At 57.8% G+C, this 23,189-nt stretch carries 29 protein-coding genes; 9 read left to right on the forward strand and 20 right to left on the reverse strand.

Annotation, left to right across the window (positions count from 1 at the left end; translation table 11 throughout):
- Positions 1–702: 702 nt before the first annotated feature.
- The 19 genes from K1X11_RS12005 to K1X11_RS12095 all read right to left on the reverse strand — a co-directional run bounded on the left by K1X11_RS12005 (position 703) and on the right by K1X11_RS12095 (position 13,815).
- Positions 703–957 (reverse strand): hypothetical protein, encoded by a 255-nt coding sequence (locus K1X11_RS12005; protein WP_221031942.1) that lies wholly within the window; start codon positions 955–957, stop codon positions 703–705.
- An 81-nt stretch (positions 958–1,038) separates the two neighbouring features.
- Positions 1,039–1,677, reverse strand: a complete 639-nt coding sequence (locus K1X11_RS12010; protein WP_221031941.1) for a hypothetical protein — start codon at positions 1,675–1,677, stop codon at positions 1,039–1,041.
- A gap of 106 nt (positions 1,678–1,783) precedes the next feature.
- Positions 1,784–2,161 (reverse strand): hypothetical protein, encoded by a 378-nt coding sequence (locus K1X11_RS12015; RefSeq protein ID WP_324725956.1) that lies wholly within the window; start codon positions 2,159–2,161, stop codon positions 1,784–1,786.
- 83 nt (positions 2,162–2,244) lie between these two features.
- Positions 2,245–2,604 carry an SMI1/KNR4 family protein gene (locus K1X11_RS12020; RefSeq protein ID WP_221033324.1) on the reverse strand — a complete coding sequence of 120 codons (360 nt, stop codon included), beginning with the start codon at positions 2,602–2,604 and terminating at the stop codon, positions 2,245–2,247.
- Between the two features lie 75 nt (positions 2,605–2,679).
- Positions 2,680–3,291: a hypothetical protein gene (locus tag K1X11_RS12025; RefSeq protein WP_221033323.1), complete on the reverse strand. Its 612-nt coding sequence runs from the start codon at positions 3,289–3,291 to the stop codon at positions 2,680–2,682.
- Between the two features lie 27 nt (positions 3,292–3,318).
- Complete coding sequence (locus tag K1X11_RS12030; protein ID WP_221033322.1) at positions 3,319–3,708, reverse strand: hypothetical protein; 390 nt, start codon at positions 3,706–3,708, stop codon at positions 3,319–3,321.
- A gap of 20 nt (positions 3,709–3,728) precedes the next feature.
- Complete coding sequence (locus K1X11_RS12035) at positions 3,729–4,130, reverse strand: hypothetical protein (protein ID WP_324725957.1); 402 nt, start codon at positions 4,128–4,130, stop codon at positions 3,729–3,731.
- 80 nt (positions 4,131–4,210) lie between these two features.
- Positions 4,211–4,570 (reverse strand): DUF6547 family protein, encoded by a 360-nt coding sequence (locus K1X11_RS12040; RefSeq protein ID WP_221033313.1) that lies wholly within the window; start codon positions 4,568–4,570, stop codon positions 4,211–4,213.
- 91 nt (positions 4,571–4,661) lie between these two features.
- Positions 4,662–4,946, reverse strand: coding sequence for a hypothetical protein (locus K1X11_RS12045; RefSeq protein WP_221033312.1), 285 nt, complete (start codon positions 4,944–4,946; stop codon positions 4,662–4,664).
- 686 nt (positions 4,947–5,632) lie between these two features.
- Positions 5,633–5,905 carry a hypothetical protein gene (locus K1X11_RS12050; RefSeq protein WP_324725958.1) on the reverse strand — a complete coding sequence of 91 codons (273 nt, stop codon included), beginning with the start codon at positions 5,903–5,905 and terminating at the stop codon, positions 5,633–5,635.
- 70 nt (positions 5,906–5,975) lie between these two features.
- Positions 5,976–6,329: an Imm8 family immunity protein gene (locus K1X11_RS12055; RefSeq protein WP_221033311.1), complete on the reverse strand. Its 354-nt coding sequence runs from the start codon at positions 6,327–6,329 to the stop codon at positions 5,976–5,978.
- Between the two features lie 66 nt (positions 6,330–6,395).
- Positions 6,396–6,662: a hypothetical protein gene (locus K1X11_RS12060; protein WP_221033310.1), complete on the reverse strand. Its 267-nt coding sequence runs from the start codon at positions 6,660–6,662 to the stop codon at positions 6,396–6,398.
- 72 nt (positions 6,663–6,734) lie between these two features.
- Positions 6,735–7,067: a ribonuclease E inhibitor RraB gene (locus K1X11_RS12065; protein ID WP_324725959.1), complete on the reverse strand. Its 333-nt coding sequence runs from the start codon at positions 7,065–7,067 to the stop codon at positions 6,735–6,737.
- Positions 7,068–7,264: 197 nt separating this feature from the next.
- Positions 7,265–8,863 (reverse strand): IS1182 family transposase, encoded by a 1,599-nt coding sequence (locus K1X11_RS12070; protein WP_324725960.1) that lies wholly within the window; start codon positions 8,861–8,863, stop codon positions 7,265–7,267.
- A 128-nt stretch (positions 8,864–8,991) separates the two neighbouring features.
- Positions 8,992–9,324: a ribonuclease E inhibitor RraB gene (locus K1X11_RS12075; RefSeq protein WP_324725959.1), complete on the reverse strand. Its 333-nt coding sequence runs from the start codon at positions 9,322–9,324 to the stop codon at positions 8,992–8,994.
- Positions 9,325–9,821: 497 nt separating this feature from the next.
- Positions 9,822–10,223 (reverse strand): hypothetical protein, encoded by a 402-nt coding sequence (locus K1X11_RS12080; protein WP_324725957.1) that lies wholly within the window; start codon positions 10,221–10,223, stop codon positions 9,822–9,824.
- 586 nt (positions 10,224–10,809) lie between these two features.
- Entirely contained in the window at positions 10,810–12,408 is a 1,599-nt protein-coding gene (locus tag K1X11_RS12085) for an IS1182 family transposase (RefSeq protein ID WP_324725960.1), read from the reverse strand.
- 144 nt (positions 12,409–12,552) lie between these two features.
- Positions 12,553–12,891, reverse strand: coding sequence for a hypothetical protein (locus tag K1X11_RS12090; protein WP_324725961.1), 339 nt, complete (start codon positions 12,889–12,891; stop codon positions 12,553–12,555).
- A 546-nt stretch (positions 12,892–13,437) separates the two neighbouring features.
- Positions 13,438–13,815 (reverse strand): hypothetical protein, encoded by a 378-nt coding sequence (locus K1X11_RS12095; protein ID WP_324725956.1) that lies wholly within the window; start codon positions 13,813–13,815, stop codon positions 13,438–13,440.
- A 329-nt stretch (positions 13,816–14,144) separates the two neighbouring features.
- Here K1X11_RS12095 and K1X11_RS12100 point away from each other — a divergent pair, with 329 nt between their 5' ends.
- The 7 genes from K1X11_RS12100 to K1X11_RS12130 all read left to right on the forward strand — a co-directional run bounded on the left by K1X11_RS12100 (position 14,145) and on the right by K1X11_RS12130 (position 20,685).
- Positions 14,145–15,497, forward strand: coding sequence for an integron integrase (locus K1X11_RS12100; protein ID WP_324725962.1), 1,353 nt, complete (start codon positions 14,145–14,147; stop codon positions 15,495–15,497).
- Between the two features lie 484 nt (positions 15,498–15,981).
- Complete coding sequence (locus K1X11_RS12105; RefSeq protein WP_324725963.1) at positions 15,982–17,139, forward strand: tyrosine-type recombinase/integrase; 1,158 nt, start codon at positions 15,982–15,984, stop codon at positions 17,137–17,139.
- A 63-nt stretch (positions 17,140–17,202) separates the two neighbouring features.
- Positions 17,203–18,018: a MerR family transcriptional regulator gene (locus tag K1X11_RS12110; RefSeq protein WP_221033315.1), complete on the forward strand. Its 816-nt coding sequence runs from the start codon at positions 17,203–17,205 to the stop codon at positions 18,016–18,018.
- 113 nt (positions 18,019–18,131) lie between these two features.
- Positions 18,132–18,362: a hypothetical protein gene (locus tag K1X11_RS12115; RefSeq protein WP_324725964.1), complete on the forward strand. Its 231-nt coding sequence runs from the start codon at positions 18,132–18,134 to the stop codon at positions 18,360–18,362.
- Positions 18,359–18,814 (forward strand): hypothetical protein, encoded by a 456-nt coding sequence (locus K1X11_RS12120; protein WP_221033282.1) that lies wholly within the window; start codon positions 18,359–18,361, stop codon positions 18,812–18,814. Before K1X11_RS12115 ends, K1X11_RS12120 begins: the two co-directional genes overlap by 4 nt.
- Before the next feature lie 153 nt (positions 18,815–18,967).
- Complete coding sequence (locus tag K1X11_RS12125) at positions 18,968–19,603, forward strand: hypothetical protein (protein ID WP_324725965.1); 636 nt, start codon at positions 18,968–18,970, stop codon at positions 19,601–19,603.
- A 404-nt stretch (positions 19,604–20,007) separates the two neighbouring features.
- Positions 20,008–20,685 (forward strand): tyrosine-type recombinase/integrase, encoded by a 678-nt coding sequence (locus K1X11_RS12130; RefSeq protein WP_221033284.1) that lies wholly within the window; start codon positions 20,008–20,010, stop codon positions 20,683–20,685.
- Here the strand turns inward: K1X11_RS12130 and K1X11_RS12135 are convergent.
- Positions 20,674–20,958, reverse strand: a complete 285-nt coding sequence (locus K1X11_RS12135; protein ID WP_221033285.1) for a hypothetical protein — start codon at positions 20,956–20,958, stop codon at positions 20,674–20,676. The genes K1X11_RS12130 and K1X11_RS12135 overlap by 12 nt on opposite strands.
- A gap of 297 nt (positions 20,959–21,255) precedes the next feature.
- Between K1X11_RS12135 and K1X11_RS12140 the strand changes: the two genes are divergently transcribed.
- Entirely contained in the window at positions 21,256–22,353 is a 1,098-nt protein-coding gene (locus K1X11_RS12140) for a MobA/MobL family protein (RefSeq protein ID WP_221033286.1), read from the forward strand.
- A 113-nt stretch (positions 22,354–22,466) separates the two neighbouring features.
- Positions 22,467–23,177: a hypothetical protein gene (locus K1X11_RS12145; protein WP_221033287.1), complete on the forward strand. Its 711-nt coding sequence runs from the start codon at positions 22,467–22,469 to the stop codon at positions 23,175–23,177.
- Positions 23,178–23,189 lie beyond the last annotated feature (12 nt).

Consider the following 23,189-nt stretch of genomic DNA (forward strand, 5'->3'; position numbering starts at 1 on the left):
TCGGTATGTGTAGAACGCCTGCGCTAGTGCTGCCAAAATCGCTGCTCCGATCCAGAGGTCTCGTGGGATGCCCAGCACACGAAAGTCTGAGGAAACGAGAAACATCGCAGGAATGACCGCCATCATCCAAAGGGTCCGGACGAACTTCCGTCGATAGCTCAGCTTCGAATACTGGATGCAGAAGCCTTTGTCTATTTGTTCGCCCATCGTTTCAAGTGAGCCGCGAGTGCCGACGCGGAGCGGCGGTGCTCGTTGGCTCGGGCGACTGGATGGGCTCTTTGATTTTCTCTGGTGATCGCCATGTGATTTCGTCGACCTTGGGACTCATACCTTCATTGTTCTGCTCGAACGCGCAAATGATCTCTTCGTCCGTGAAGACCTGCCCCGAAGCCATCGCTTCCAACATCGGGATAAACCATTCGGAATTCGTGTCTCGGAAGAACCTGGAATACCGATCTAGCGCGGTAGAGGGATCGACACTCGCACCCGAAGAGTTCGGCCCGACCGGGGCATCCTGCCACACCGTAATACATGGCGAAAGCTCACACCACTTTTGGGAGTAGGTGACACCCACTGGACTAGCCCCTCTTCGGATGCCGATCGTGATTCTCTTCGACGTCATGATCCCGCCCATCGTTTTAGCTCAGCCGCTCAGGTCAGCGGAGCTGACCTGAGTTGGCTGCGGCGGATGGATAGGCTTTCTCATTCTGATGTGGAATTCGCTGCCGACCTGAGGTCTTCCAGCTCTTGTCGACACTTCTTCAACTCGGCTTCGATCGGCCACTCAGTGACCGCTAACACAACGAGATACACAAGGTTCACGCCGGGGATAAGCATCACCATTCCGACCCACGCAGCTCGTCCGGTCTTCTTCACAATCGACGTCCAGATTCCGACGTAGATGAAGAGCGCCAGTAGGACGAGGATGCTTCCCAGAATGTTCAGAAGTATGTCCATTGTCGGATTGATTGCCTATCGTTTGAGCTCAGCCGCGGCGCAACAGCGCCGTTGGCTGCGGCGGCTGGTTGGCCTCTTTCTTCATATCATCGCTTCTTGGCGGGGTATGAAGCCATCGGCCGAAAGGTCTCCAGGCTTCATGAGATCGCCAGAATCCCATCCCACAAGCATCCCAACTCTATCGATATCGGGATTCAAAGCCTGATAAGTCTGGGAGGACATGATCGAAGCGACGAGCAGAGCTGAATAGGCCATGCAAAACATGTAATTCCCTTCGTTCCCGAGACCTTTTCCATCTTCACGGTTGAATGTCTCTCCCGCGATCCGGAGCGAATCCGTCGGAAGGCTGGCCCCCTCCGGGTAATGTCGAAGATCTCCGAAAACCCATGCAGACTCCTCATCATCGGCATCATACTGACCCAAGAAGCCGACATAGAGATCGGCGAACTCTTCATCTTCATCGTTCGCCATCTCAGCCAAACCGAAATACAGCGCTCGAATCCCGAATGGGCAGGGCTGCGAACTCAGCAGCTCTGGAATCCAACGCTCGGCAGCCGAAAGATCGGCAGCAAGCGGTAGCGCTCTGACAATCGACCAATCGCTATGAGGCATTTGGTCCTCACACCAACTGAGCATGCTATCCATGGCCTCAACGAACGGAAGCTGCGCCCGAACTTTGGCGCTCAAGACCTCGAAGAATGAATCAGGATCGAATGACATAAAATGTATAGTATTCGGCCAACGTTTCAAGTGAGCCGCGAGTCACAGCGCGGAGCGCTGTGGCTCGTTGGCTCGACTGGTTGGTTGGACCTTTTCCTTTTCGATTTCATGGGCGGGTCGAATACACATCGGAGCTCTGGGGGATGCGTCCACCGCGCAAAACGTGAAGAGCCCACAAGATCACGTTCCGCATTCGAGCAGCGACCTCGGCATCGGGACAATGCTGATCTACACCCTCCGCGCATCTCTCCAAATGCCGTTCGAATTCATGCTTCCCGCCAAAATACGGAAAGAATGCTGAGAGATCTATCTGGAGTCCCGACACACCGTAGCAACCGGCGATCGCAGGCTCATCAGTGAACACGGCGGAAATATCGCGACCGGCGACCTTCTCGCGTTCCACAACAATCTCGCAAAACAGGTCTTTGATCCCGTTTGAGACCCACAAGTCGGTATTCCCTTCGAACTCAAGCGGAGCGCCCATCGATTCCTCTACGTCCAACGTCTAAGCTGAGACAGGCCGACTTGTCGGCCTTGTCTCCGGCGATTGGTTGGACTTTTGATCTTTCATTCGTCTGCAGGCGACTCAGCAATCGCGGAGGAGATAGTCGAAAACGAGTCGCACTTCGGGATCGGCTCCTCAGCTGACATCCCGATGTAGGGAAGTGTGAATACGGAATCGTCGCCGCGGCGAAGATCGAAGCAAAGCATCTCGTCCCCGCCGTCGGATCCAAATGGAAACCACTCGTCCGACATAAACTCGTCCATCTGATAGGACTGCCATCGATCTTGGATCGTCTCCTTCGACCAGATCACAACGTAGCCGATCTTCTCTCCAAGATCGCCCTCCCATCCATCGCAGCTCTCGATGAACTCGACGTATGCACTGGGAAGTTCGAGGCGCTTGTCGAGGTAGCGGTCAGCCATGGCTCATTTCCGTCCAACGTTTCAGGTCAGACAGGCCGACTTGTCGGCCTTGTCTGCACCGGTTGGTTGGCCTCTTCAGTCACAAGTAACATATCCGATCAATTTGAGGCTCTCGACTTCGTAGGTGAACATCCGAACGTGAGCAATCGGAAGCCATTCTGGCGGATCAACCTTCCGTGGCTCCAAGTCTTCGAATGTCTCCGGATCGACTCCCCGATACTCTTCGGTAATCGGGTCGGCATATTCCCATAAGCAGAGCAGCACCCAAACGTCGGTATCTCCTTTCTTACCTCGGTAAGCGGAAATCGGAAGATACGCGATTTTCTGGTCGGAATAGTCCGTCCAAACTTCCGATTCTACCAATAGATCCAGACATTTATTCAGCGCTTCGAACTCAAGATCTTCTGCCTTGGCTTTCGTCAAGAGCGCATCTCGAAACCCGGGAACGCGACTTTCCCAATCCTTGGTAGAATGGCCGTTGAACCGGGAAATCTCCGGGCGCTTGGTGAAGAAGTCCCAAACGAACTTATCTGCCTCAGTGAATGATGGTCCGACGTAGCGATCAGAATCGGGGATCGGAGATGGCAATTTCGCGACGACCACCTCGGACGCTGCGGCCGCTGACTCTTGGGCAACACCGGTCGTGACCAGCAGGAAACTGAAAGCAAGGGTAAGCAGGGGACGCATTTGGTTTGGTTCGGCCAACGATTTAACTCAGCCGCGGCGGCTTGCCGCCGTTGGCTGCGGTGACTGGATGGGCTCTTTTTTCTTGAAAGAAGACGAGCGCATTATTTCGGGGCTCTTCATATCCTGCCAATCAACAGAAACAAACTCTCGATCGTCAGAAAACACGACTTCTGTGCCGACCAACGGTGATGTATCAGGTCCCAGAATTCTGATCGTGAGCGGCGACTCGCGCGAAACCGTCACCAATCCGACAAACTCTTCTTTCCCATCCGCGACGTAATAGATTCGACCGTCAGATCCGATGATGAGCGACTCGCCACGCTGTGCGTCGAAGCTTCCGACTACACGCTGGTCAGGACGATAGGCGACGCAGCCGGACCAATATACACAAAGGGCTATCGCGAACAGGATTCTCATACTTCGCCCATCGATTTAGCTCAGAGGCGGCGACTTGTCGCCGTTCTCTGAAGCGGCTGGTTGGACTCTTTGCTTTCGGTGGATTCCGCGAGGCGTGCGAGAACCTCAAGCTTCTGATCAAAAGTCATGCCGTAATATTTGTCGTTCGCGCGGGCTTCACGCTCCCGTGCCTGCATCTCGGCATACTCTTTCTCTTTCTTCTTGGCGTCGATCTCGGACCAAATCCACAGAGGGACCACAACCGGCCATGCAGCTAGCGCAAGAAGGACAACAAGAAGACCCGGCGCTTCGGTGCCGAGAAGCCAAAGTGCTGCGCTCCCAGGATCTCCCGACTTGATGCCTCTCCTCTTCAGCGCACGCGGCGCATACCAGAGGTAAGCGAAGAAGCCGATAACTCCATATGCGAGGATCGCGTAATTCATCTAGCTACGTCCAACGTTACAAGTGAGCCACGGCGGGCGCAGCCCGACGTTGGCTCGACTGGCTGGTTGTGCTCTCTTCTTTATTCATCTGGCCAATTGTCGCCCGCTCTGCGGCAAACCCAATCGTAGTAGAGCTGCGTGTCAAAAGGCTCATGCGCCATCTCGATTCCGCCTTCGCGGAGACGTAGGCCCTCAATGGCCATGCGATCATGCAGATAAACAAGCGTATCGTGAATTCCTCCGTCGCGGGCCTCTTCGAGCATCTGGACCAAGACTTCTTTCTGATCCGGTCTGAGCTCCGAAAGGAACTGATTCTTTTCTCTATTTTCGGGCAGGTCGGGAAATCCACGCTCAGTCACCCAAACTCGATGCACGCCCTCGTGAATCTGGGCGAAACCGTCGACGACGCTTTTGTAGAGCTGCAGCGCTGGATCACTCATTTGGCTTTATGCACAACGATTTAGCTGAGCCGCGAGCGCCGACGCGGAGCGGCGGTGCTCGTTGGCTCGGGCGACTGGATGGGCTCTTTTCTCATGAAATGACCTCCGCGTCATTTAGCTGGTCGAGTTCTTCACCTTCGATGCGCAAACGCGCAGTCAAACCGGCATCCAGCTCTTCGAACGTGTGCCTATAGGCTTCGATACCCACTAACGTAAACGAACAATGCTTTCCATCTTCTTTGACTCGCCACGCATCCACGCGATCGAACATCTGCGTGAAACGGTGTCCCGTCTTGAGCGCGGAATCGCCGATCCGCCCATCCACGAGTGCGAAACCCGCTCCGACCTCGACTCGACTGATCAGGAAATATGGCACGCTCATCTTTGTTCGCCCATCGTCTAAGCTGAGACAGGCCGACTTGTCGGCCTTGTCTCCGGCGGCTGGTTCGCCTCTTTTCCTTTTGAGGCAAAAGGGTATACGACGCTCTGGAGACAGCTTCGCTCCGTCAGGTTCCGTTTCATCCTGCTGGTCGTATTCATTTCGGGGTTACGCTTCAGATCGATCGCTCGAACTCGGGCTTCTTCTTTCGGGGAATTCGTCCGCTTCCTATAACGCGCTTCGATCACTCAATCTTTCTTTCGTTTCAGTGGCGTGGCCTTTTTCGAACGTCATCTCGCTCACGCATTCAGGATCACTTCCGGCGAACGATTAAAGTGAGACACGGAGGTCAGTGCGGAGCACTGACCGGAGTTGTCTCGACTGGCTGGTTAGTCCTTTTCCTTTTCTCGGAGTCGGACGGGGTTGGGGCTCGGAAAGCTTCATCATGAAGGCGAATCGGGGACTTCTCTTTTTGGGGAATCTGCTCAGCGGCACGACTTCTTTCTTTCGGGCGAACGGCATTCCGAATCCTCGGGAAACTCCAACTTCCTTCGTTTCAGTGGAGTGGTTCTTCCGAATGTCATAGCGTCTCGGAATTCTCGATACGACTAACGATTTAGCTGAGCCGCGAGCTCCGACGCGGAGCGGCGGTGCTCGTTGGCTCGGGCGACTGGATAGGCTTTCTACTCATTTGCGAACTCAATCCAAGCGCTCGAATCGGTCGAGAACAGCGTGTCATGCTTTTGGCACCAAGGCTCCAACTCCGCAAAAATCGCTGCCCATTTATCGTGGAGATGCTCGGGGACCGAACTCTTCCACTTTTCTTCGTTTGGGAAGTAGACGTGCAAACGTCCCATGGTCATCTCGACCGTGAACTTCGCCCATGGCGTCTCGCACACGAGCTCCTCTTTCCACTTTGGCGTGAAGCTGAAACTGCCGCGTGCGGATATCATCATCTGCCTATCGTCTAAGCTGAGACAGGCCGACTTGTCGGCCTTGTCTCCGGCGATTGGTTGGGGCTTCTCTTCATCCTGTTTGGTAATTTTCGAACTCCCATGCGAAATGGCGATTCAGCTCCGATGAAATAGCGGACCAGTCGTGACCTTCAACCGAACTGAGGATTTCCTCTACGGCCCCTATCACCCGGGACCACGAATACGATTTCAGGACGATCTTCTTTCTTTCGACGGCGTCCGCACCAGCAAGACTGCGCAGAGAATATTCGGTGATGACATTCACGTAGAAGAAGTCCGCACCATCCTCCTCATCGGGGCCGATATGCAAGCACAGCCAGTAATCGACGAAATCGGGGTCCTCCGGGCGCCACTGATCGATCGGATCATGGTCGGTGCAATCAAACGCTTTGAGCACGGGAGTCATTGATTCCCCAACGTCTAAAGTGAGACACGGAGGGGCGCCAGCCCCGGAGTTGTCTCCACTGATTGGTTAGGGGTTCTTCTCATCGAATTGGCTGCCGGGTGCGATCGCCATTCCACTCATCGACATATTGCTCGGAGCGTCGTCCGGAAGGACAGAAATCTCGATATCCCCCAAACCGCCTTCCCCTCGGTAATCGCTCGAAAGATGAAAGTGCTGCTCGGGATCGCTCTTCAATCCTTCGAGCAAGGTGATCAAACGGTCGATCTCCTCCTTCTTCAGAGCCAGTTCGACCCCGAACCAACCATTCGACCAGTCACTGAGCTTTGAATACATAATGTTTCCCTAATCGTCTAAGCTGAGACAGGCCGACTTGTCGGCCTTGTCTCCGGCGGTTGGTTAGCCTCTCTATTCATTTCCGAACGTCCCCCAGCCATCCGAAAATCCATCGAAGGGTGCGCTGATTTCATCCAGCTCCTTCTGGCACTTCAGGAGTGCGTCGTATTCGAGCAACATCGTCCGAGAACAGGAGCAGGTCCATTCCTGCAGTTCCTGATCGAAGCTCAGATCGGGCTCATATCCCCTCGACGCTACGATCTCGGCGAAGGCTCTTCCGTTCTTTTCGTTCGGCATAGCGACGTGAAAATCGACCTTCATCGGCCTCATTGGATCTGAGCCGTGGTCGAACACCCGACGGATCGCATCTCCGTCGGCATCATTCGGTATCTCAGAAACCTTCATGGCTAACGAGACTGTCGGGAAACCCGCTGCTGTCGAGGTTGGGGTGGGCTTGGTTGGGATTGATATAGGGGCACGGGATTTTTGCTACAGGGGCGCGGTTTTGGGGAGGATCTGGGGATTTGAGGGGAATGATGCGATAGGATGCCTTGGCGGCGGCGTTGCGCGCCGCGATCGCGGGCTGGATTGCGCCCCTTCGCTCATCTTATGGGTCTGCCGTGGCGGGCGATCTTCTCCAGGTTGTGCACCAGGCAGTAGAGTTTCCATTGGGTATCCACTTTGGCCCTACCGCGCAGCGTCGATCGGTTCATGCCTTTTTGCGCGCCGAGGTTGCCGAAGACCGGCTCCACGATGCCGAGGCGGCGGCTGTAGATCTGTCGGCCCTCAGGCGTGTCGATCTTGTCCTTCATGCGCGAGGTGAGGGTCTCGGTGACGCGTCCGTGGAAGACGCGCACTTGGCGTGGGTTGCCGCTCTCGGGGTGTTGCAGGCAGCGGTCACGCAGCTCGCAGCTTAAGCAGGCGGTCTTAGGCGCGCGGTAAGAGGTGGCGCGGTAACCTTGCGCGGTGACGTGGTCGTGGCCGCAGCGATACAGGCGCTGGCCGGCGGGGCACATGAGGCGCTCAGTGGCTTCGTCGAACGTGAAGTCGTCGCCACGGAACCAGCGACGTTTGGAGCGGTAGTCCTGTTTGCGGCGGTCGGTCGGGCGACGGTGCCGCTTGGCGGTGGCCAGTTGCGGGTCACGGGAGCGGAACTTCGGATCGGGCACGTAGGCGTCGACCTCGGCGGCCTCGAACGCTTCGAGGTTTTGGTTGGAAAAATAGCCGGTGTCGGCGCTCACGATCTTTTGGCGCAACGGGTCGTCCTCGCCGGTGGCGTGAGTGAGGTGGGTGGCGGCGCCGGCCAGCATGGCAGTGGCCACCGCGCCGTCGTCGCCGACGCCAAAGGCTTCGCCGTGCACGATGACCTGGTGCTTCGCGTCGACCATGGCGTTGGCGTTGTAGCCCTGGATGATGCCGTGGCTGCTCTTCATCTTGGCCGACTCGTTGTCGGTCACGTTGCTTTGGATCTCGGTGCCACTGCGGCCCTGGCGGGGTTCGTTTTCGTTGAGGAATCGTTCGATGCGCTCGGCCTGGCGTTGGAGGCGCGCGAGGCGCTTGGCGGGATCGCGGGGCAGCAGGGACGAACTGCCGCCGCCTTTGCCGTCTTCACTGCGACGGTCGTTGTGCTGGTGCGTGCGCACGTGTTCGCGCACCAGCTCCTTGAGCTTGTCGCGCTTTTTGCGCAGGTCCTCATGCGTGCCGCTCGATTCCTTGGCCGCGTTGCTGGAGAGCTTGTAGCCGTCGATGGCGAAGTGGGTCCCTCCGAGTAGCTCGGCCTCATGGCAGACCAAGAGCACCTGTGAGAACAGCGTGCTGATGCGTTCCTCGCCCATGCCCGAGACAAACGTCGCGATCGTGCTGTGATCCGGCCGTTGGCCGCAGCACAGGGCCATGAACACGATCTGTTCGCGGCACGCCGCCTCCAGCTTGCGAGAACTGAGCAGCCCCCGCGAGTAGCCCAGCAACACGACCTTGAGCAGCACCCGTGGATCGTAACCCGGGCGGCCCCCATCGTCGTTGTGATGCTCGGCGTCAAAGGCGCGCAGATCGAGTCGCTCCTGCACCACGTAGTGGATCGTGTGTTCCAGTGTCCCCGGCTGCAGTTGGTCCGCCAGCGACACCGCCACCATCATCGTCTGCGCGTAGTCATAAGGTTTATACTTCGCCATGATGTGCACGCCTCTTTCGGGCGTGCCCATAACCCATCATTTATCAGGCCAACCGTGTATCAAATAATCACCGACAAACGGGGTTTTTCGACAGTCTCAACGTCTAAGCTGAGACAGGCCGACTTGTCGGCCTTGTCTCCGGCGGTTGGTTAGCCTCTCTATTCATTTCCGAACGTCCCCCAGCCATCCGAAAATCCATCGAAGGGTGCGCTGATTTCATCCAGCTCCTTCTGGCACTTCAGGAGTGCGTCGTATTCGAGCAACATCGTCCGAGAACAGGAGCAGGTCCATTCCTGCAGTTCCTGATCGAAGCTCAGATCGGGCTCATATCCCCTCGACGCTACGATCTCGGCGAAGGCTCTTCCGTTCTTTTCGTTCGGCATAGCGACGTGAAAATCGACCTTCATCGGCCTCATTGGATCTGAGCCGTGGTCGAACACCCGACGGATCGCATCTCCGTCGGCATCATTCGGTATCTCAGAAACCTTCATGGCTAACGTCTAAAGTGAGACACGAAGGGGCGCCAGCCCCGGAGTTGTCTCCACTGGTTGGTTGGGCTTTTGATTCATTTGGTCACGTAAGGTTGCCCCTGCACGTCAATAATCCGCTCAACCCGAGCACGCCCAAAGCCACCTACAAGCACCGGATATGCGGAGAGAATGACTCTTTTGGTGCGCCGATCTTTTTCGAGAACCATCCAAGGTTCGGACCATATCCGACGGTCGTCGTCCGCACTAATCCGAAACGCTTCACCGTCTACGAGTGAAAGACTCTCGGTCCCCCAAGGCCAAGCCTCCCACGACCAGTATCGAAGAGTGCCGTCCCCAAAATCTAGCATCTTCCACATGACTTCACCTTCGAACGTTACTCGCCGGCCGACGGGCATCCGAAACAATAACGCTCCGAACGCAAAGTATACGAGCGAAGCAAACCCGATTCCGAAAACGACTTTGCGAAGCGGCTTCATTCTGTTGCCCAACGATTTAGCTCAGAGGCGGCGACTTGTCGCCGTTCTCTGAAGCGGCTGGTTGGACTCTTTGCTTTCGGTGGATTCCGCGAGGCGTGCGAGAACCTCAAGCTTCTGATCAAAAGTCATGCCGTAATATTTGTCGTTCGCGCGGGCTTCACGCTCCCGTGCCTGCATCTCGGCATACTCTTTCTCTTTCTTCTTGGCGTCGATCTCGGACCAAATCCACAGAGGGACCACAACCGGCCATGCAGCTAGCGCAAGAAGGACAACAAGAAGACCCGGCGCTTCGGTGCCGAGAAGCCAAAGTGCTGCGCTCCCAGGATCTCCCGACTTGATGCCTCTCCTCTTCAGCGCACGCGGCGCATACCAGAGGTAAGCGAAGAAGCCGATAACTCCATATGCGAGGATCGCGTAATTCATCTAGCTACGTCCAACGTTTGAGGTCAGACAGGCCGACTTGTCGGCCTTGTCTGCACCGGTTGGTTAGCTCTTTTCTGCTTTTCGGGCCAGACTTCTGGGAAAGAATCGTATGCATCCAAGAAATCGTCGCAGGCTATGGAACTGACCTTTCGTCCATGCATGTCGTAGATCGTCACCGTCGCGATACTTGGGCGAATGGCGGCCGAGATTCCGAGGATCGGAACCAGCGAGAGGGGGAAAGGATACCCTCTGCGCAGGACGTAAACGTGGCCGTCGACGGTTCGCTCGGAAACCGGTGAAAAGTGAAGATACAAAGCCGCGGATGTTTGAAGCGCCGCGACTGCGAGCGTCGAGATCACAAACACTAGAACGAATCGCCTCAGCATTGCAGCTAACGAGACTGTCGGGAAACCCGCTGCTGTCGAGGTTGGGGTGGGCTTGGTTGGGATTGATATAGGGGCACGGGATTTTTGCTACAGGGGCGCGGTTTTGGGGAGGATCTGGGGATTTGAGGGGAATGATGCGATAGGATGCCTTGGCGGCGGCGTTGCGCGCCGCGATCGCGGGCTGGATTGCGCCCCTTCGCTCATCTTATGGGTCTGCCGTGGCGGGCGATCTTCTCCAGGTTGTGCACCAGGCAGTAGAGTTTCCATTGGGTATCCACTTTGGCCCTACCGCGCAGCGTCGATCGGTTCATGCCTTTTTGCGCGCCGAGGTTGCCGAAGACCGGCTCCACGATGCCGAGGCGGCGGCTGTAGATCTGTCGGCCCTCAGGCGTGTCGATCTTGTCCTTCATGCGCGAGGTGAGGGTCTCGGTGACGCGTCCGTGGAAGACGCGCACTTGGCGTGGGTTGCCGCTCTCGGGGTGTTGCAGGCAGCGGTCACGCAGCTCGCAGCTTAAGCAGGCGGTCTTAGGCGCGCGGTAAGAGGTGGCGCGGTAACCTTGCGCGGTGACGTGGTCGTGGCCGCAGCGATACAGGCGCTGGCCGGCGGGGCACATGAGGCGCTCAGTGGCTTCGTCGAACGTGAAGTCGTCGCCACGGAACCAGCGACGTTTGGAGCGGTAGTCCTGTTTGCGGCGGTCGGTCGGGCGACGGTGCCGCTTGGCGGTGGCCAGTTGCGGGTCACGGGAGCGGAACTTCGGATCGGGCACGTAGGCGTCGACCTCGGCGGCCTCGAACGCTTCGAGGTTTTGGTTGGAAAAATAGCCGGTGTCGGCGCTCACGATCTTTTGGCGCAACGGGTCGTCCTCGCCGGTGGCGTGAGTGAGGTGGGTGGCGGCGCCGGCCAGCATGGCAGTGGCCACCGCGCCGTCGTCGCCGACGCCAAAGGCTTCGCCGTGCACGATGACCTGGTGCTTCGCGTCGACCATGGCGTTGGCGTTGTAGCCCTGGATGATGCCGTGGCTGCTCTTCATCTTGGCCGACTCGTTGTCGGTCACGTTGCTTTGGATCTCGGTGCCACTGCGGCCCTGGCGGGGTTCGTTTTCGTTGAGGAATCGTTCGATGCGCTCGGCCTGGCGTTGGAGGCGCGCGAGGCGCTTGGCGGGATCGCGGGGCAGCAGGGACGAACTGCCGCCGCCTTTGCCGTCTTCACTGCGACGGTCGTTGTGCTGGTGCGTGCGCACGTGTTCGCGCACCAGCTCCTTGAGCTTGTCGCGCTTTTTGCGCAGGTCCTCATGCGTGCCGCTCGATTCCTTGGCCGCGTTGCTGGAGAGCTTGTAGCCGTCGATGGCGAAGTGGGTCCCTCCGAGTAGCTCGGCCTCATGGCAGACCAAGAGCACCTGTGAGAACAGCGTGCTGATGCGTTCCTCGCCCATGCCCGAGACAAACGTCGCGATCGTGCTGTGATCCGGCCGTTGGCCGCAGCACAGGGCCATGAACACGATCTGTTCGCGGCACGCCGCCTCCAGCTTGCGAGAACTGAGCAGCCCCCGCGAGTAGCCCAGCAACACGACCTTGAGCAGCACCCGTGGATCGTAACCCGGGCGGCCCCCATCGTCGTTGTGATGCTCGGCGTCAAAGGCGCGCAGATCGAGTCGCTCCTGCACCACGTAGTGGATCGTGTGTTCCAGTGTCCCCGGCTGCAGTTGGTCCGCCAGCGACACCGCCACCATCATCGTCTGCGCGTAGTCATAAGGTTTATACTTCGCCATGATGTGCACGCCTCTTTCGGGCGTGCCCATAACCCATCATTTATCAGGCCAACCGTGTATCAAATAATCACCGACAAACGGGGTTTTTCGACAGTCTCAACGTTTGAGCTCAGCCGCGACTGCCAGCGGAGCTGGCGGTCGTTGGCTGCGGCGGGTGGTTCAGCTCTTTGGGTTTCATGACAGCTGTGCGAAAGCGAACCAACCCAATGCTTCAATCGGGACGCCCACAAGCAGGACGATCAGACCTCTTTTCAAGGGCAGAAGGTTCGCAACTTTGTAGCTGCGCAACAGCTCCTCTCTTTTGGATCGTAGCTCGGGATTCGACTCAGAACTCAGGAACCGATCGCGGTGGAAAAACATCTCGATCTGCGCAGACGCCATCAGTCCGAAAGGGAACTCCACCCCAGCATCTCGGTAAGCGCGCTCCACTCCCGCGTAGACTCGGCAGTGCTCGCTCGAACCTGCGAGTATCGAACAGGCGACCACGATGAATGCTAAAGCCACACTGATCATTTACGCTGAACGTTTGAACTCAGCCGCGGCGGGCGAAGCCCGACGTTGGCTGCGGTGGCTGGATGGGCCTTCTTCTCATGCTAGGGGCTGATTCGCTACCTCGACCAACTCGCCTTCGGGGGTAAAGACGTAGATATAACGAGTGTCAGTTCGGTCTGTGGCTTCGACTACGAAATAGATCAAATCGTCTCGGCGCTTGGGAGTCGAAATATTCGCTTCGATGTTCGCACACCACAGGTCTCGTCGTATCTGCCGGATCGCGACGTCCATCCCACTGACTGGAACGTTCGCCTCTCGGTAAAACTGAACGAACTCAGACTCATGAAACCGCTTCCTCTTCTCACCGGCAAGCGCTCCAAATCGATAGGTAACTCGTTCGCGGTGGCTATATCCGTAACCGAGTAGGAGGCCGGCGAACAGCACACCGATTATCGAAACCGCGATACTCTTTTTTCCGCCCATCGTTTCAAGTGAGCCGCGAGTCACAGCGCGGAGCGCTGTGGCTCGTTGGCTCGACTGGTTGGTTGGACCTTTTCCTTTTCGATTTCATGGGCGGGTCGAATACACATCGGAGCTCTGGGGGATGCGTCCACCGCGCAAAACGTGAAGAGCCCACAAGATCACGTTCCGCATTCGAGCAGCGACCTCGGCATCGGGACAATGCTGATCTACACCCTCCGCGCATCTCTCCAAATGCCGTTCGAATTCATGCTTCCCGCCAAAATACGGAAAGAATGCTGAGAGATCTATCTGGAGTCCCGACACACCGTAGCAACCGGCGATCGCAGGCTCATCAGTGAACACGGCGGAAATATCGCGACCGGCGACCTTCTCGCGTTCCACAACAATCTCGCAAAACAGGTCTTTGATCCCGTTTGAGACCCACAAGTCGGTATTCCCTTCGAACTCAAGCGGAGCGCCCATCGATTCCTCTACGTCCAACAGTGTTATTCACCCGCGAAAAACACGAGAATAACGGAATGCAGGAGTCTGGCATTAACACTGTTTTTATTTGGTATAATACTCATGGATAGTAAGTTAGAGAATTGATCGATCTCTTAACTTCCGACGATCATTTCCCGAAAACACATAAAGTCCCATGTCTTTTGGGGGAAATGATTGTATGAGCAGAAACGCATTTAGGTGCCTACTTATCGCCATCCAGAGTCCTAAAAATGAGGCAGAGCAGTTCTCCCGAACGTTACGAAATACGTTGGGATTGAGGATCTTTGGGCCTTCACAAACACGGAAGAATGACTCCCTCCTCTAAAAACCGTGCGAAGTCCGCCGAGCAAAACAACTTGGTCATCGATTTTCGGGACTGGTCCCGTGTCTTGGAAAAGGACCTGAGCGTTCAGCATCAGCGCTCGTTCTTCCGCCAGCAGATCATCGCGCTGCTCAAGGCATGCAAAACCTACCGCCGGAGTGCTTCGACGGCCTTCATCAAGTGGTATCTGAAAAATCGGTTCAATCACCCTCAATCGCGAGAACGCGCCCGAGAGGCGCTGCTGTGGTTTTACCAAACCGCATTCAAATGCCGCGCAGTCAAACCGGACGAACGTGAGTTCATACCTCCGCCTGAAACCAAGCTGCTCCCGATGGCGAATGCGGCGGGCCTCCCCCCTCCCCCGGCAGCGTCTGACCAAGGGAACTCTGATTGGGAGAACGCGCTGATCACGGCCATTCGCGGCCGACACTTTACTTGGCGAACCGAGCAGACCTACCGCAACTGGTCCAAACGCTTCGCGAACTTTCTGGGTAATCGGACGCCCTGGGACGCCACCGATGAGGATGCCGAAGGTTTCCTGGCGGATCTCGCGACCCGGAAGCGTTTGAGTTATTCGTCGCAAAAGCAGGCGCTCAACGCCGTCGCATTTCTGATGGCTTCCGCTTTGGGTCGCCCTCTCGGTGTGCTGGATTTCCGGCGAGCCAAAAAACGGCCGAAAATACCGGTGGTACTCAGTCGGGATGAAGTGGAGCAACTGCTGGGAAAGCTGGAAGGTACCTACCTTCTCATGGCCGAGGTAATGTATGGATCGGGTATCCGCTTGAACGAGCTGCTCAATCTGCGCGTGCAACATCTAGACCTAAGCCGACGACAGTTGTCTGTCGTAAATGGCAAGGGAGGCAAACACCGAACCACCGTCCTGCCCGCGAGGCTGGTGCCCACCCTCGAACGACATCTGGAGAGATTACAGGACCTATTTAGAGCAGACCGCCAAGATCAATTGCCCGGTGTATGGCTGCCAGAGGGATTGAGCCGCAAATATCCGCGAGCTGGTGAACAATGGCACTGGCAGTGGGTGTTTCCCATGCGCAATCCGTCCTTCGATAAGCAGACTGGGATCAGGCGCCGTCACCACATGCTGCCCCAGCCCATTCAGGCCACGGTCAAAGCAGCCGGAATGGACGCCGGGCTTTCGAAGCGTGTTACTCCCCACGTGCTGAGGCATTCCTTCGCGACTCATTTGCTGGAAGCCGGCACCGACATTCGCACCCTCCAAGAATTGCTGGGGCACTCCAAACTCGATACCACCCAAATCTACACGCATGTCGTACGTTCCGGCACCGGTGTTGTTTCTCCTCTGGATCGGCTCCCCAGCTGAGACCAAGCGGTGCAGCGTGGCCTCATGGATTTCTTCGCCACGATCAGCGTGAGCTTCGCCCTGTCGGATTCCGGAGGATTCGACCTGGGGCGGATTTCGCGGTGACATCGACGCATCAACCCAACACGGCGTGGGGGGTTGCGGGCGGGGAGAAACTTGTCAGAGCCCGCGCCATATAAAACGCGGTTCCGGGCCAGGTAAGGACAGAGCTACCTACGGTGCTCCGGCTTGTCCATACTTCAGTGGTACTGACGAATTCGTTGCGCCGGCGCTACTGTCCGCTCTTACGCACGAAAGCCAACTTCTTGACTACGGCTCCGCCGCACCGACTTCACTCTTCAGTCGCCGCAGGAAAACCACCTCGCGGCCAGGCCTGCTATGATCGTAGCGATGCTAAGCGCCGACTACAGCACCAGGTTTTCAGCCGCAGGACCAGCGAGGGTGGATTCGCAGCTTGGGGAGATGGAAAACATGGAGGTACCGCGTGGCTAGCGTTCGTCGTAAACCCCGTTCGAAATACTGGTATGCCTGCTACACCGACGGATCCGGAGTGCAGCAGCAGATTTCGACTAAGCTCACGAAGAAGACCGAGGCATTTCAACTGGCCGTCACGTTTGAACGTGCCGCGCACCTCGATCTGGCGGAAGCGGAGGCGCTGGCAGAAATTGGCAAGATATTCGCCCGTCTGCGGGGCGACAACATCACCAAGGTGACCATCAAGGAACACTTGCAGAAGTGGCTGGAAGAACGCCGGGGTGAAGTCGAAGCCGTGTCGCTTGAACGTTACCGTTCCTCCATCGACCGATTCCTCAGCTCCCTCGGGAGTGAGGCCCATGTTCCAGTCCACCGCTGCAGCGAATCGCATATCCGCAAGTTCCGTGAAGAACGGGCAGCGGAGGTGGCCCCATCCACCGTCAACGCCGATATCAACGTGCTGCGATTCGCCTTCAAGCGAGCAATGGACAAACGGCTGATCGTCGTCGATCCAACCGAACAGGTGCAGAATCTCGCCGCCCGCACGAAACGCGGTTCCAGCCTGCGGCGCCCTTATACCCGCGAAGAATTTCGCCACTTGCTCGAGCACGCCAACACCGAATGGGAAGGCATGCTGTATTTCGGCCTCTACACCGCCCAACGGCTCGGCGACATCGCCCGGGTGCGTTGGCGCGACCTCGAGAACGGGGTGATGAAGATCATCCGCAGTAAGCAGCAAAGTGCCGCAGTGGTGCCCCTGCATCCCGTGATCCAGGCTTACCTGCAACAGATCCCCCGGGGCCGCCCCAACGACCCGGTGTTCCCCGACATCGCAGAGACGGTCCGAAAAACCGGCCGAACCGGAGGCCTCTCCAATCAGTTTCACAAGTTGCTGGTCGCAGCCGGCCTCGCCGCGAAGCGCTCAAAGAAGAATACCGGACGCGGCCATGACAAGGCACGCACCCAATCGGAACTGAGTTTCCACTGTCTTCGCCACACCGCCAACAGCTGGCTCAAAGAGGCGGGTGTCGGCGAAGCGGTGGTGCGCGACATCGTAGGCCATGAGAGCACGGACGTTTCGCGCGTCTACACTCACATCGATGACGCGACCAAGCTTGCAGCCATCTGCAAGCTGCCGTTCCTGCAAAAAGGCGGCCAAGAAACATAAGCCACCTTCCATGGAGTTATCCGCCTCAAACCGCTTTCGTATCCCTCCTGGCACTACACCACCATGCCCCACGCCAAACCGAAAATTGCAACCCGCCCCAAACCCATGAACCAGCCACCCCCGCAGGATGCATCGGGCGCAGAGGCCGGACGATCACCCAAGGCTGCCGGACCTCGGGAAAACCGCGAGCCATCCCAATTGCACGTGTGGCTGCACTTCGATCCGCAGCGCACTGAAGCTGACACCCTGCTCCGAGGCATCCGCTCCCTGCCGGGGGTGGTGACGGCAAACCCCAAGGTCGGCACCTCACAGACCAGCGCGCAGGAACAAATTCGCACCGCCGCGAGCGGATTTACGGGCGCCGCGGAGGAGCTGGTGGTGGCGCTGGCTTCGGTAGCTGAAGAAATCGCGACCGAGCTGCCCCTCGGGCAGAGCGCAAGGAGCATCGCTCAGATCCGTGCCATCGGCTCGGCGGACCGGTTGCTACGCACCGAAGGCGCGGCCCTGTCCGCGGCAGACTTCGCCCACCAGGCGGGGATCACCCCGGCAACCCTACGACGTTATCAACGAGCGGGCAGAGTGATTGCCGTGCCCCGGGGTCGGACGCAGGTGCTCTACCCTGCCTGGCAGGTCCACCATCATCGTCTGCTCCCGGGACTGGTCCGCGTGCTTGCTGCTCTGCGCGGACTCGCTGACCGGCCATTGAGTCTGGTGGCGTTTTTTGTCACCCACCAGGAGGCGCTGCGCGGAGCCAGTCCACTCGAGTTGCTCCGCGCAGGCGGCGCCAGCAACCTCGCCCGCGTCGAGCGGGCAGCCGCCGTTTGCAACGAGAGGTTCGGCCCCGGCTCGGGCTCCGACGATGCCACCCGCGATGGGTGAGGCGCACTGAGACCGCGCCATCAATCGACCTTGGTCGTTGAGCCACCCGGACCAAACCAGGTCCGCAAACTCTGCGTTGTATGTATCGCCCAACTCGTCCCCGCCCTCCCCGCTTGGAAACTGCCCTGCGCATCCAGGTGACGTTCGCCCTGCTCGCCCACGGCATATCATGCACTTGGGAATGGCTGCGCATCGGCGCCCAGTCGCTGATGCTCGCAGCCATCATCATTGTGGCCAGCGGAGGAGCCGAAACTGACCGGTCCCACCCCATCCGCTGGAGTTTCGCCGGCGTGTACCTCGGCCTGCGCATCCTCCGTCTGCTGCGCCGGGAGGTCGGCTCATGAGCAGCCACCACAACGCCCTGCGCACCCTGACAGTGTGCGTGCTGCAACTGGGCCTGCTGCCCCTGAGCCCCTTGGCGCACGATCGGATCCAGGCGCATCAAGCGCTGGAGCGAGCGCTCGCCCAACAGCCTGGAACCACCCTGTCCACCTCCGCCCAGCTCGGGCGAAGCCTGCTGCGTGAGGCCGCTCGGCGCCAGCGACGCCTGAACCGCAGTCGCGCCCAGTGGTATTACCCCCTGCGCGCCTTCGGTCACACCCGGCGCTACGCCTACCGCCTTCACGCCCGGTTGCTGGCCGGCGCGTTGGCGTGGGTCATTGGTGCCCGTTGCCTCGATGAAGTGCTCAGCTCGCATTGTCCCCAAGTGTATGCCCAGCTGTCGGTCCCCGCGCAGGCACTGAGCGAAGCCGTCGACACGCTCATGCGCGAAATCGCCGAACGCTTCGAGCGTTAGTCGGCAACGGGGCCCCTCCCCCAAATATGACATTTTGGGCGGTCTGACAGATTTGGGCGGATTGGCGGCAAATCGAAGCCGCTGCGTTCTTTGAAAGATCTTTCACGTCGGCCGGGCCGCCCCCGGGTGCGTTTCGTTGAAAGATAAGGTCCGGTGGATTCGTTTCAGGTTGCGATGAAACGGTCGCTCCTACTCGCCCTCCTCTGGTTTGGTTGCGGAACCTTCGCTGGTGCCGAGCCGGCCCCCGCCGAATCTATTGCGCTTGGTGAACAGGCCACGCTGGTCAGCGCCCATTTCGGCGCAATCAAGATTGCCGACGGTGCACTGGTGGAGTTTCGCGAGGCGACCATCATGCCCCACCGAATCGGGTTCGCCTACGGATGGATGCTCCTGGTCGAAGGTGATGCCAAAGGGGTGCGGCTCGAGGAAGAGCTGGTGCTACCCGGTCCGGCGCTCAATTGGGGTGCCGGCGAAGACCGCGGGACCACTGCCGTGTCAGACAACCGGGCCAGCGCCACTCAAACGGTGTCTCTGAACCCCGGATCGCAAGGTTGGACGCTCACCACGGTGTGGTCGGTGGTCGAGGGTGATCCGCTAGGCACCTACCGCTCCCGGCTGAAGCTCAATGGGAGAACTATCGCCGAGCGAAAATTTGTGCTGGCTGCGCTGCCTCCCGGAACTGGCCCGATCGGAATGCCTCCCGGCACAAACACCCTCATTCTGACTGGAGGCAAACCTCCTCCCGAGGGAGGCCCCGACCAAGAGCCTTCCGGCAGCGAGTTGCCCTGAGCGTGGGAGCTCATGCCGCGAGCGAAGCGATGTGGTTTAGCAGCGAATTGAGGTCAATCAGCCTGACTCCTCGAGTCGCCAAACCGCGTATCTTAAGCACGTGTGACACTACCGGAGGCGCAAAGTCGTTGGCCGGCGACGGAATGCTCAGTTCGTTGAGGGTGGTGCGAGACAAACCCGTGTAGGGGCAACGGCATCCGGCCCTGGGCAGGCGGATGTAAGCCGGCAGCTGGGTTGGCAATGAGGGCGGAAACTCCGCGAGGGAGCTGGTCGAAGCATGGTCGAGATGGATCATGCTTCCTACATAGCACACCAAAACGCGTGTGCGTTTTGGTCACCCGCCCCATCAAAGGACAGTGCTGAAAGATCTTTCAGCGCTCCCGTAGTCGCACCTTTCACCCATCATGGGAGTTGCCCGATTCATCGAAAAACCCGAACGAGAGTTGCTGCTGCAGACGCTGACGCGTGCGCGTGATCGACTGCTGGTTGAGCTCGGTCTGAACACCGGCCTGCGAGTAAGCTCAATGCTGTCTTTGCGCTGGAAGCAGCTCTGGCGTGATGGAGACATTGTCAGCGTCCTGGAGGTGCCACGGCGTTATCTCAAAGGAGGACAAGGAGCTCGGAAGAAAGCGATGATGTCGCGCCGGATTCCTGTGAACGAGTCGTTGCGTGGTGCCATTCTGGAGCACCTGCGGGAGGAATTTGGGGAGCTCCCACCTCTTGCTGAGGGTTGGGTATTCCGGTCGCAAAAGCGGTCGCCGGGAGTCATATCGCGGCAGCAGGCTTATCATGTGATTAGGTCCGCCGCCCAGCGTGCCGGACTGGATCATGGAGTCGCCCCGCACGGCTTGCGGCGATCGTTCGCACACGACATCTATGATGCCAGCGGCCACGACCTGGTGATCACTCAAAAGTTGCTCGGCCACGCGAGCGTCGAGACGACCGCACACTACTTACGGCCTGAGGAGGAGAAGCTGGACTCACTCGTGCTGGGCCTGCCTTTCTCAAACCCTAAACCAGCCCCCCTCACCACTGAGCATCGGACTACTTCATCGGTGCCGCAGCGTTCACTACAAAGGTAAATCATCCTGCATTTCTTGGACGCGAGGGAGCATAAAACGCTTCTCCAGTCGCACTCTCAAACCTGGCGCAAGCTCGGGTTTCAGGAGCTCCAGAACTCGCCAGACTCTGGGGTCCGAGATCCGCGTAAGAGCCATCTGACCAATCGCAAACGCGAGCTTACGTTCTTCCAAATTATCCCTTCGTTTGAGATCAGCTCGCAGGGCCTTTTCGCGCTGCTTGAGCTTATCTTTTTTGCGGAGGAGTTCTTCGAGGCGTTTTTCTTCGTGGTTCATTTCGTTTGGATACGCACCTATTCTAACATACGGCCAACTCGTTCTTGATCCCCGCCCTCCCACTGCGATCTTGGCGAACTTTACGATAAGCCCCCCCGAACAGAAAACCCGCGGAGAGGGAAGCAATGTTGGGGTCCGGGAGCTGCCTAGACTAAACCTCAGCGCACAATATGCATTGAGCCTCAGCCGCCCCAAAAAAAAGGCCTCCAGAATAATGTGCTAAGAAGAGGGATGCCGATTTACCACCTCGCCGTTAGCACCATTCGACGGAGCCAAGGACGAAACATCGCCCAAGTCGTGGCATACGTGACCGGACTTCGGCTGAAGGACCAAAACTCCGGCAAAACATTCAGTCGAACCTCCAAGACGGATCACGTCCGATTTGGGTGTATCGGCACGGGGTTCCTAGACCTTCAAACTCTTTGCTCCAAAGCAGAAGCTGCCGAGCGCCGAAAAGACGCCGTAGTGGGGCGACACATTATTCTGGCTTTGGCTCGTGAGCTTGACCCTCAAGCTCGCAAGCAGGTGACCGAAGAGTTTGCAGATCGGCTCGGCAAGGAACTCCGCGTCCCAGTTGTCTGGGCGATCCACGAACAACAAAAGCTAGACTCGAATCCACACGCTCACCTCGTCTTCGCATCGCGCCGATTCAACCACTCGACCCAGGAGTTCGGGGAGAAGACTCGGGAATTGGATGTTCGTCGTTCTGGCGGAAGAATAATCCGCCAGTGGCGTGAAAACTGGGAGAATTCGATCAACTCAATTTTGCCTCCAGGAACCCCAAGGATCTCTTGCGCTTCCCACAAGGACGCGGGGCGAGACAGAACCCCACGACGTCACTTGGGTGAGGTTGCCTGGGCTCTCGAAAAAAGGGGATACCCGACTCAAAACGGCAGCTACAACCGGACCCTGGACGAGCTTGAGCAGATTCGATTGCAGACCCAAACCCTAGATAAACAGATCGACGAAGAGAGGACGGCACTGAACCCTCCATCGATCGCCAAGAGACACTGGGTGAGTCCCGAGGCACCCGACTATGCCGAACTGATCGCGGCGCAACTCACCGCAGATTTCCTCAACCCTCCCGATGCCGCAACAGACCGTGCGATCGCCCGAGAGGCCGTCCCCGACTTTCGCTACGGCCCCCTGAAGTCCGTCAGCAAAGAGCCCGAAGTCAGCAGCGATCTGAAAGATCTTTCAGCCATACCAGACTTTTTTGACGACGAAGAGTCCCTTACCGAAGAAGAACGCTGCGAACTAATACCATCGTTGCGCCCAATCCAGGGCCCAAACTCTGTAGATGAAGCAGCTAACGCGAGGGCAGAGATCGAAGAATCCGAACGCCTGTTGGCCGAACGTCTCGAGGAGATGGAGCCAGACGGAATGGACTGGTAATACTATGGAGGGTCCTTCCCGATGAACCAAGGACCACACCCTGTTTTTTGCTGGCCGCTGACAAGCCCGGCGCAAAACGCGGCGGAAAATCAACGTGCTACAATTAGGGATGAATGAATACACCATCCTCCCTCCAACCTGATTCCGCCTCCAGAAAGTCCCCGACCCGGCGGACCTCCGCCCCGAAGACTGCTTTCACGGCAAAAGCAATTGCCCACGAAACACAAATAGTAAACTCGATTTACGACGTCGTAAAGTCGATGGACGGTAGCCAGAAAGCCCGAATCGGCTATGTTTACGGCGGCGGTGAGTCTGGCGATTTTAACCTACCGGCCGATGAGATCATCTATATTGATCTGCTCGTCTGCGGAATCCTCTACGCCGAGAAGTTCCTACTTTGGGCGAGCCCCCAAAAACTGCCAGACGTGCGAATCAAGAATGCGCTGAGCAAGGCAGCCACTTGTATCCGTCTGATTGAGAATAGTAGCAGCTCCGAAGACCTTAGCGAAATTCTCAAGAACCCCGACAGTCCCGACCTCGAAGCAAGCAAAGGTCTGCTGGCCGAATGGGAAAAAAAAGTCTGCCAAGGAATTCAAAACTGGACGGAGCGCTCACAGGCGGATCCGGACGAGGAGGCTGAAATCAGACGTTTTCTGCGCGACCTCGAGAAACTGGCCAATAAAGCGCGGGAACAAAACTGGCCGCCTAACAAATACGCCGACCCGTTGCTCGACATCCACGACAGGATAAAGTCCGACCACGACATCCGCATTCATCACGCCAAGATGCAAAAAAAACGCCGAAATCGAACAAAATCTAGCTAGCGCGGGCGTGGT

The sequence above is a fragment of the Actomonas aquatica genome (assembly GCF_019679435.2).
Taxonomy (GTDB): domain Bacteria; phylum Verrucomicrobiota; class Verrucomicrobiia; order Opitutales; family Opitutaceae; genus Actomonas; species Actomonas aquatica.

Coding starts and splice junctions, on each gene's coding strand:
- K1X11_RS12005 (WP_221031942.1), bottom strand. CDS start 957: ATGGACATACTTCTGAACATTCTGGGAAGCATCCTCGTCCTACTGGCG.
- K1X11_RS12010 (WP_221031941.1), bottom strand. CDS start 1,677: ATGTCATTCGATCCTGATTCATTCTTCGAGGTCTTGAGCGCCAAAGTT.
- K1X11_RS12015 (WP_324725956.1), bottom strand. CDS start 2,161: ATGGGCGCTCCGCTTGAGTTCGAAGGGAATACCGACTTGTGGGTCTCA.
- K1X11_RS12020 (WP_221033324.1), bottom strand. CDS start 2,604: ATGGCTGACCGCTACCTCGACAAGCGCCTCGAACTTCCCAGTGCATAC.
- K1X11_RS12025 (WP_221033323.1), bottom strand. CDS start 3,291: ATGCGTCCCCTGCTTACCCTTGCTTTCAGTTTCCTGCTGGTCACGACC.
- K1X11_RS12030 (WP_221033322.1), bottom strand. CDS start 3,708: ATGAGAATCCTGTTCGCGATAGCCCTTTGTGTATATTGGTCCGGCTGC.
- K1X11_RS12035 (WP_324725957.1), bottom strand. CDS start 4,130: ATGAATTACGCGATCCTCGCATATGGAGTTATCGGCTTCTTCGCTTAC.
- K1X11_RS12040 (WP_221033313.1), bottom strand. CDS start 4,570: ATGAGTGATCCAGCGCTGCAGCTCTACAAAAGCGTCGTCGACGGTTTC.
- K1X11_RS12050 (WP_324725958.1), bottom strand. CDS start 5,905: ATGATGATATCCGCACGCGGCAGTTTCAGCTTCACGCCAAAGTGGAAA.
- K1X11_RS12055 (WP_221033311.1), bottom strand. CDS start 6,329: ATGACTCCCGTGCTCAAAGCGTTTGATTGCACCGACCATGATCCGATC.
- K1X11_RS12060 (WP_221033310.1), bottom strand. CDS start 6,662: ATGTATTCAAAGCTCAGTGACTGGTCGAATGGTTGGTTCGGGGTCGAA.
- K1X11_RS12065 (WP_324725959.1), bottom strand. CDS start 7,067: ATGAAGGTTTCTGAGATACCGAATGATGCCGACGGAGATGCGATCCGT.
- K1X11_RS12070 (WP_324725960.1), bottom strand. CDS start 8,863: ATGGGCACGCCCGAAAGAGGCGTGCACATCATGGCGAAGTATAAACCT.
- K1X11_RS12075 (WP_324725959.1), bottom strand. CDS start 9,324: ATGAAGGTTTCTGAGATACCGAATGATGCCGACGGAGATGCGATCCGT.
- K1X11_RS12080 (WP_324725957.1), bottom strand. CDS start 10,223: ATGAATTACGCGATCCTCGCATATGGAGTTATCGGCTTCTTCGCTTAC.
- K1X11_RS12085 (WP_324725960.1), bottom strand. CDS start 12,408: ATGGGCACGCCCGAAAGAGGCGTGCACATCATGGCGAAGTATAAACCT.
- K1X11_RS12090 (WP_324725961.1), bottom strand. CDS start 12,891: ATGATCAGTGTGGCTTTAGCATTCATCGTGGTCGCCTGTTCGATACTC.
- K1X11_RS12095 (WP_324725956.1), bottom strand. CDS start 13,815: ATGGGCGCTCCGCTTGAGTTCGAAGGGAATACCGACTTGTGGGTCTCA.
- K1X11_RS12100 (WP_324725962.1), top strand. CDS start 14,145: ATGACTCCCTCCTCTAAAAACCGTGCGAAGTCCGCCGAGCAAAACAAC.
- K1X11_RS12110 (WP_221033315.1), top strand. CDS start 17,203: ATGCCCCACGCCAAACCGAAAATTGCAACCCGCCCCAAACCCATGAAC.
- K1X11_RS12120 (WP_221033282.1), top strand. CDS start 18,359: ATGAGCAGCCACCACAACGCCCTGCGCACCCTGACAGTGTGCGTGCTG.
- K1X11_RS12130 (WP_221033284.1), top strand. CDS start 20,008: ATGGGAGTTGCCCGATTCATCGAAAAACCCGAACGAGAGTTGCTGCTG.
- K1X11_RS12135 (WP_221033285.1), bottom strand. CDS start 20,958: ATGAACCACGAAGAAAAACGCCTCGAAGAACTCCTCCGCAAAAAAGAT.
- K1X11_RS12145 (WP_221033287.1), top strand. CDS start 22,467: ATGAATACACCATCCTCCCTCCAACCTGATTCCGCCTCCAGAAAGTCC.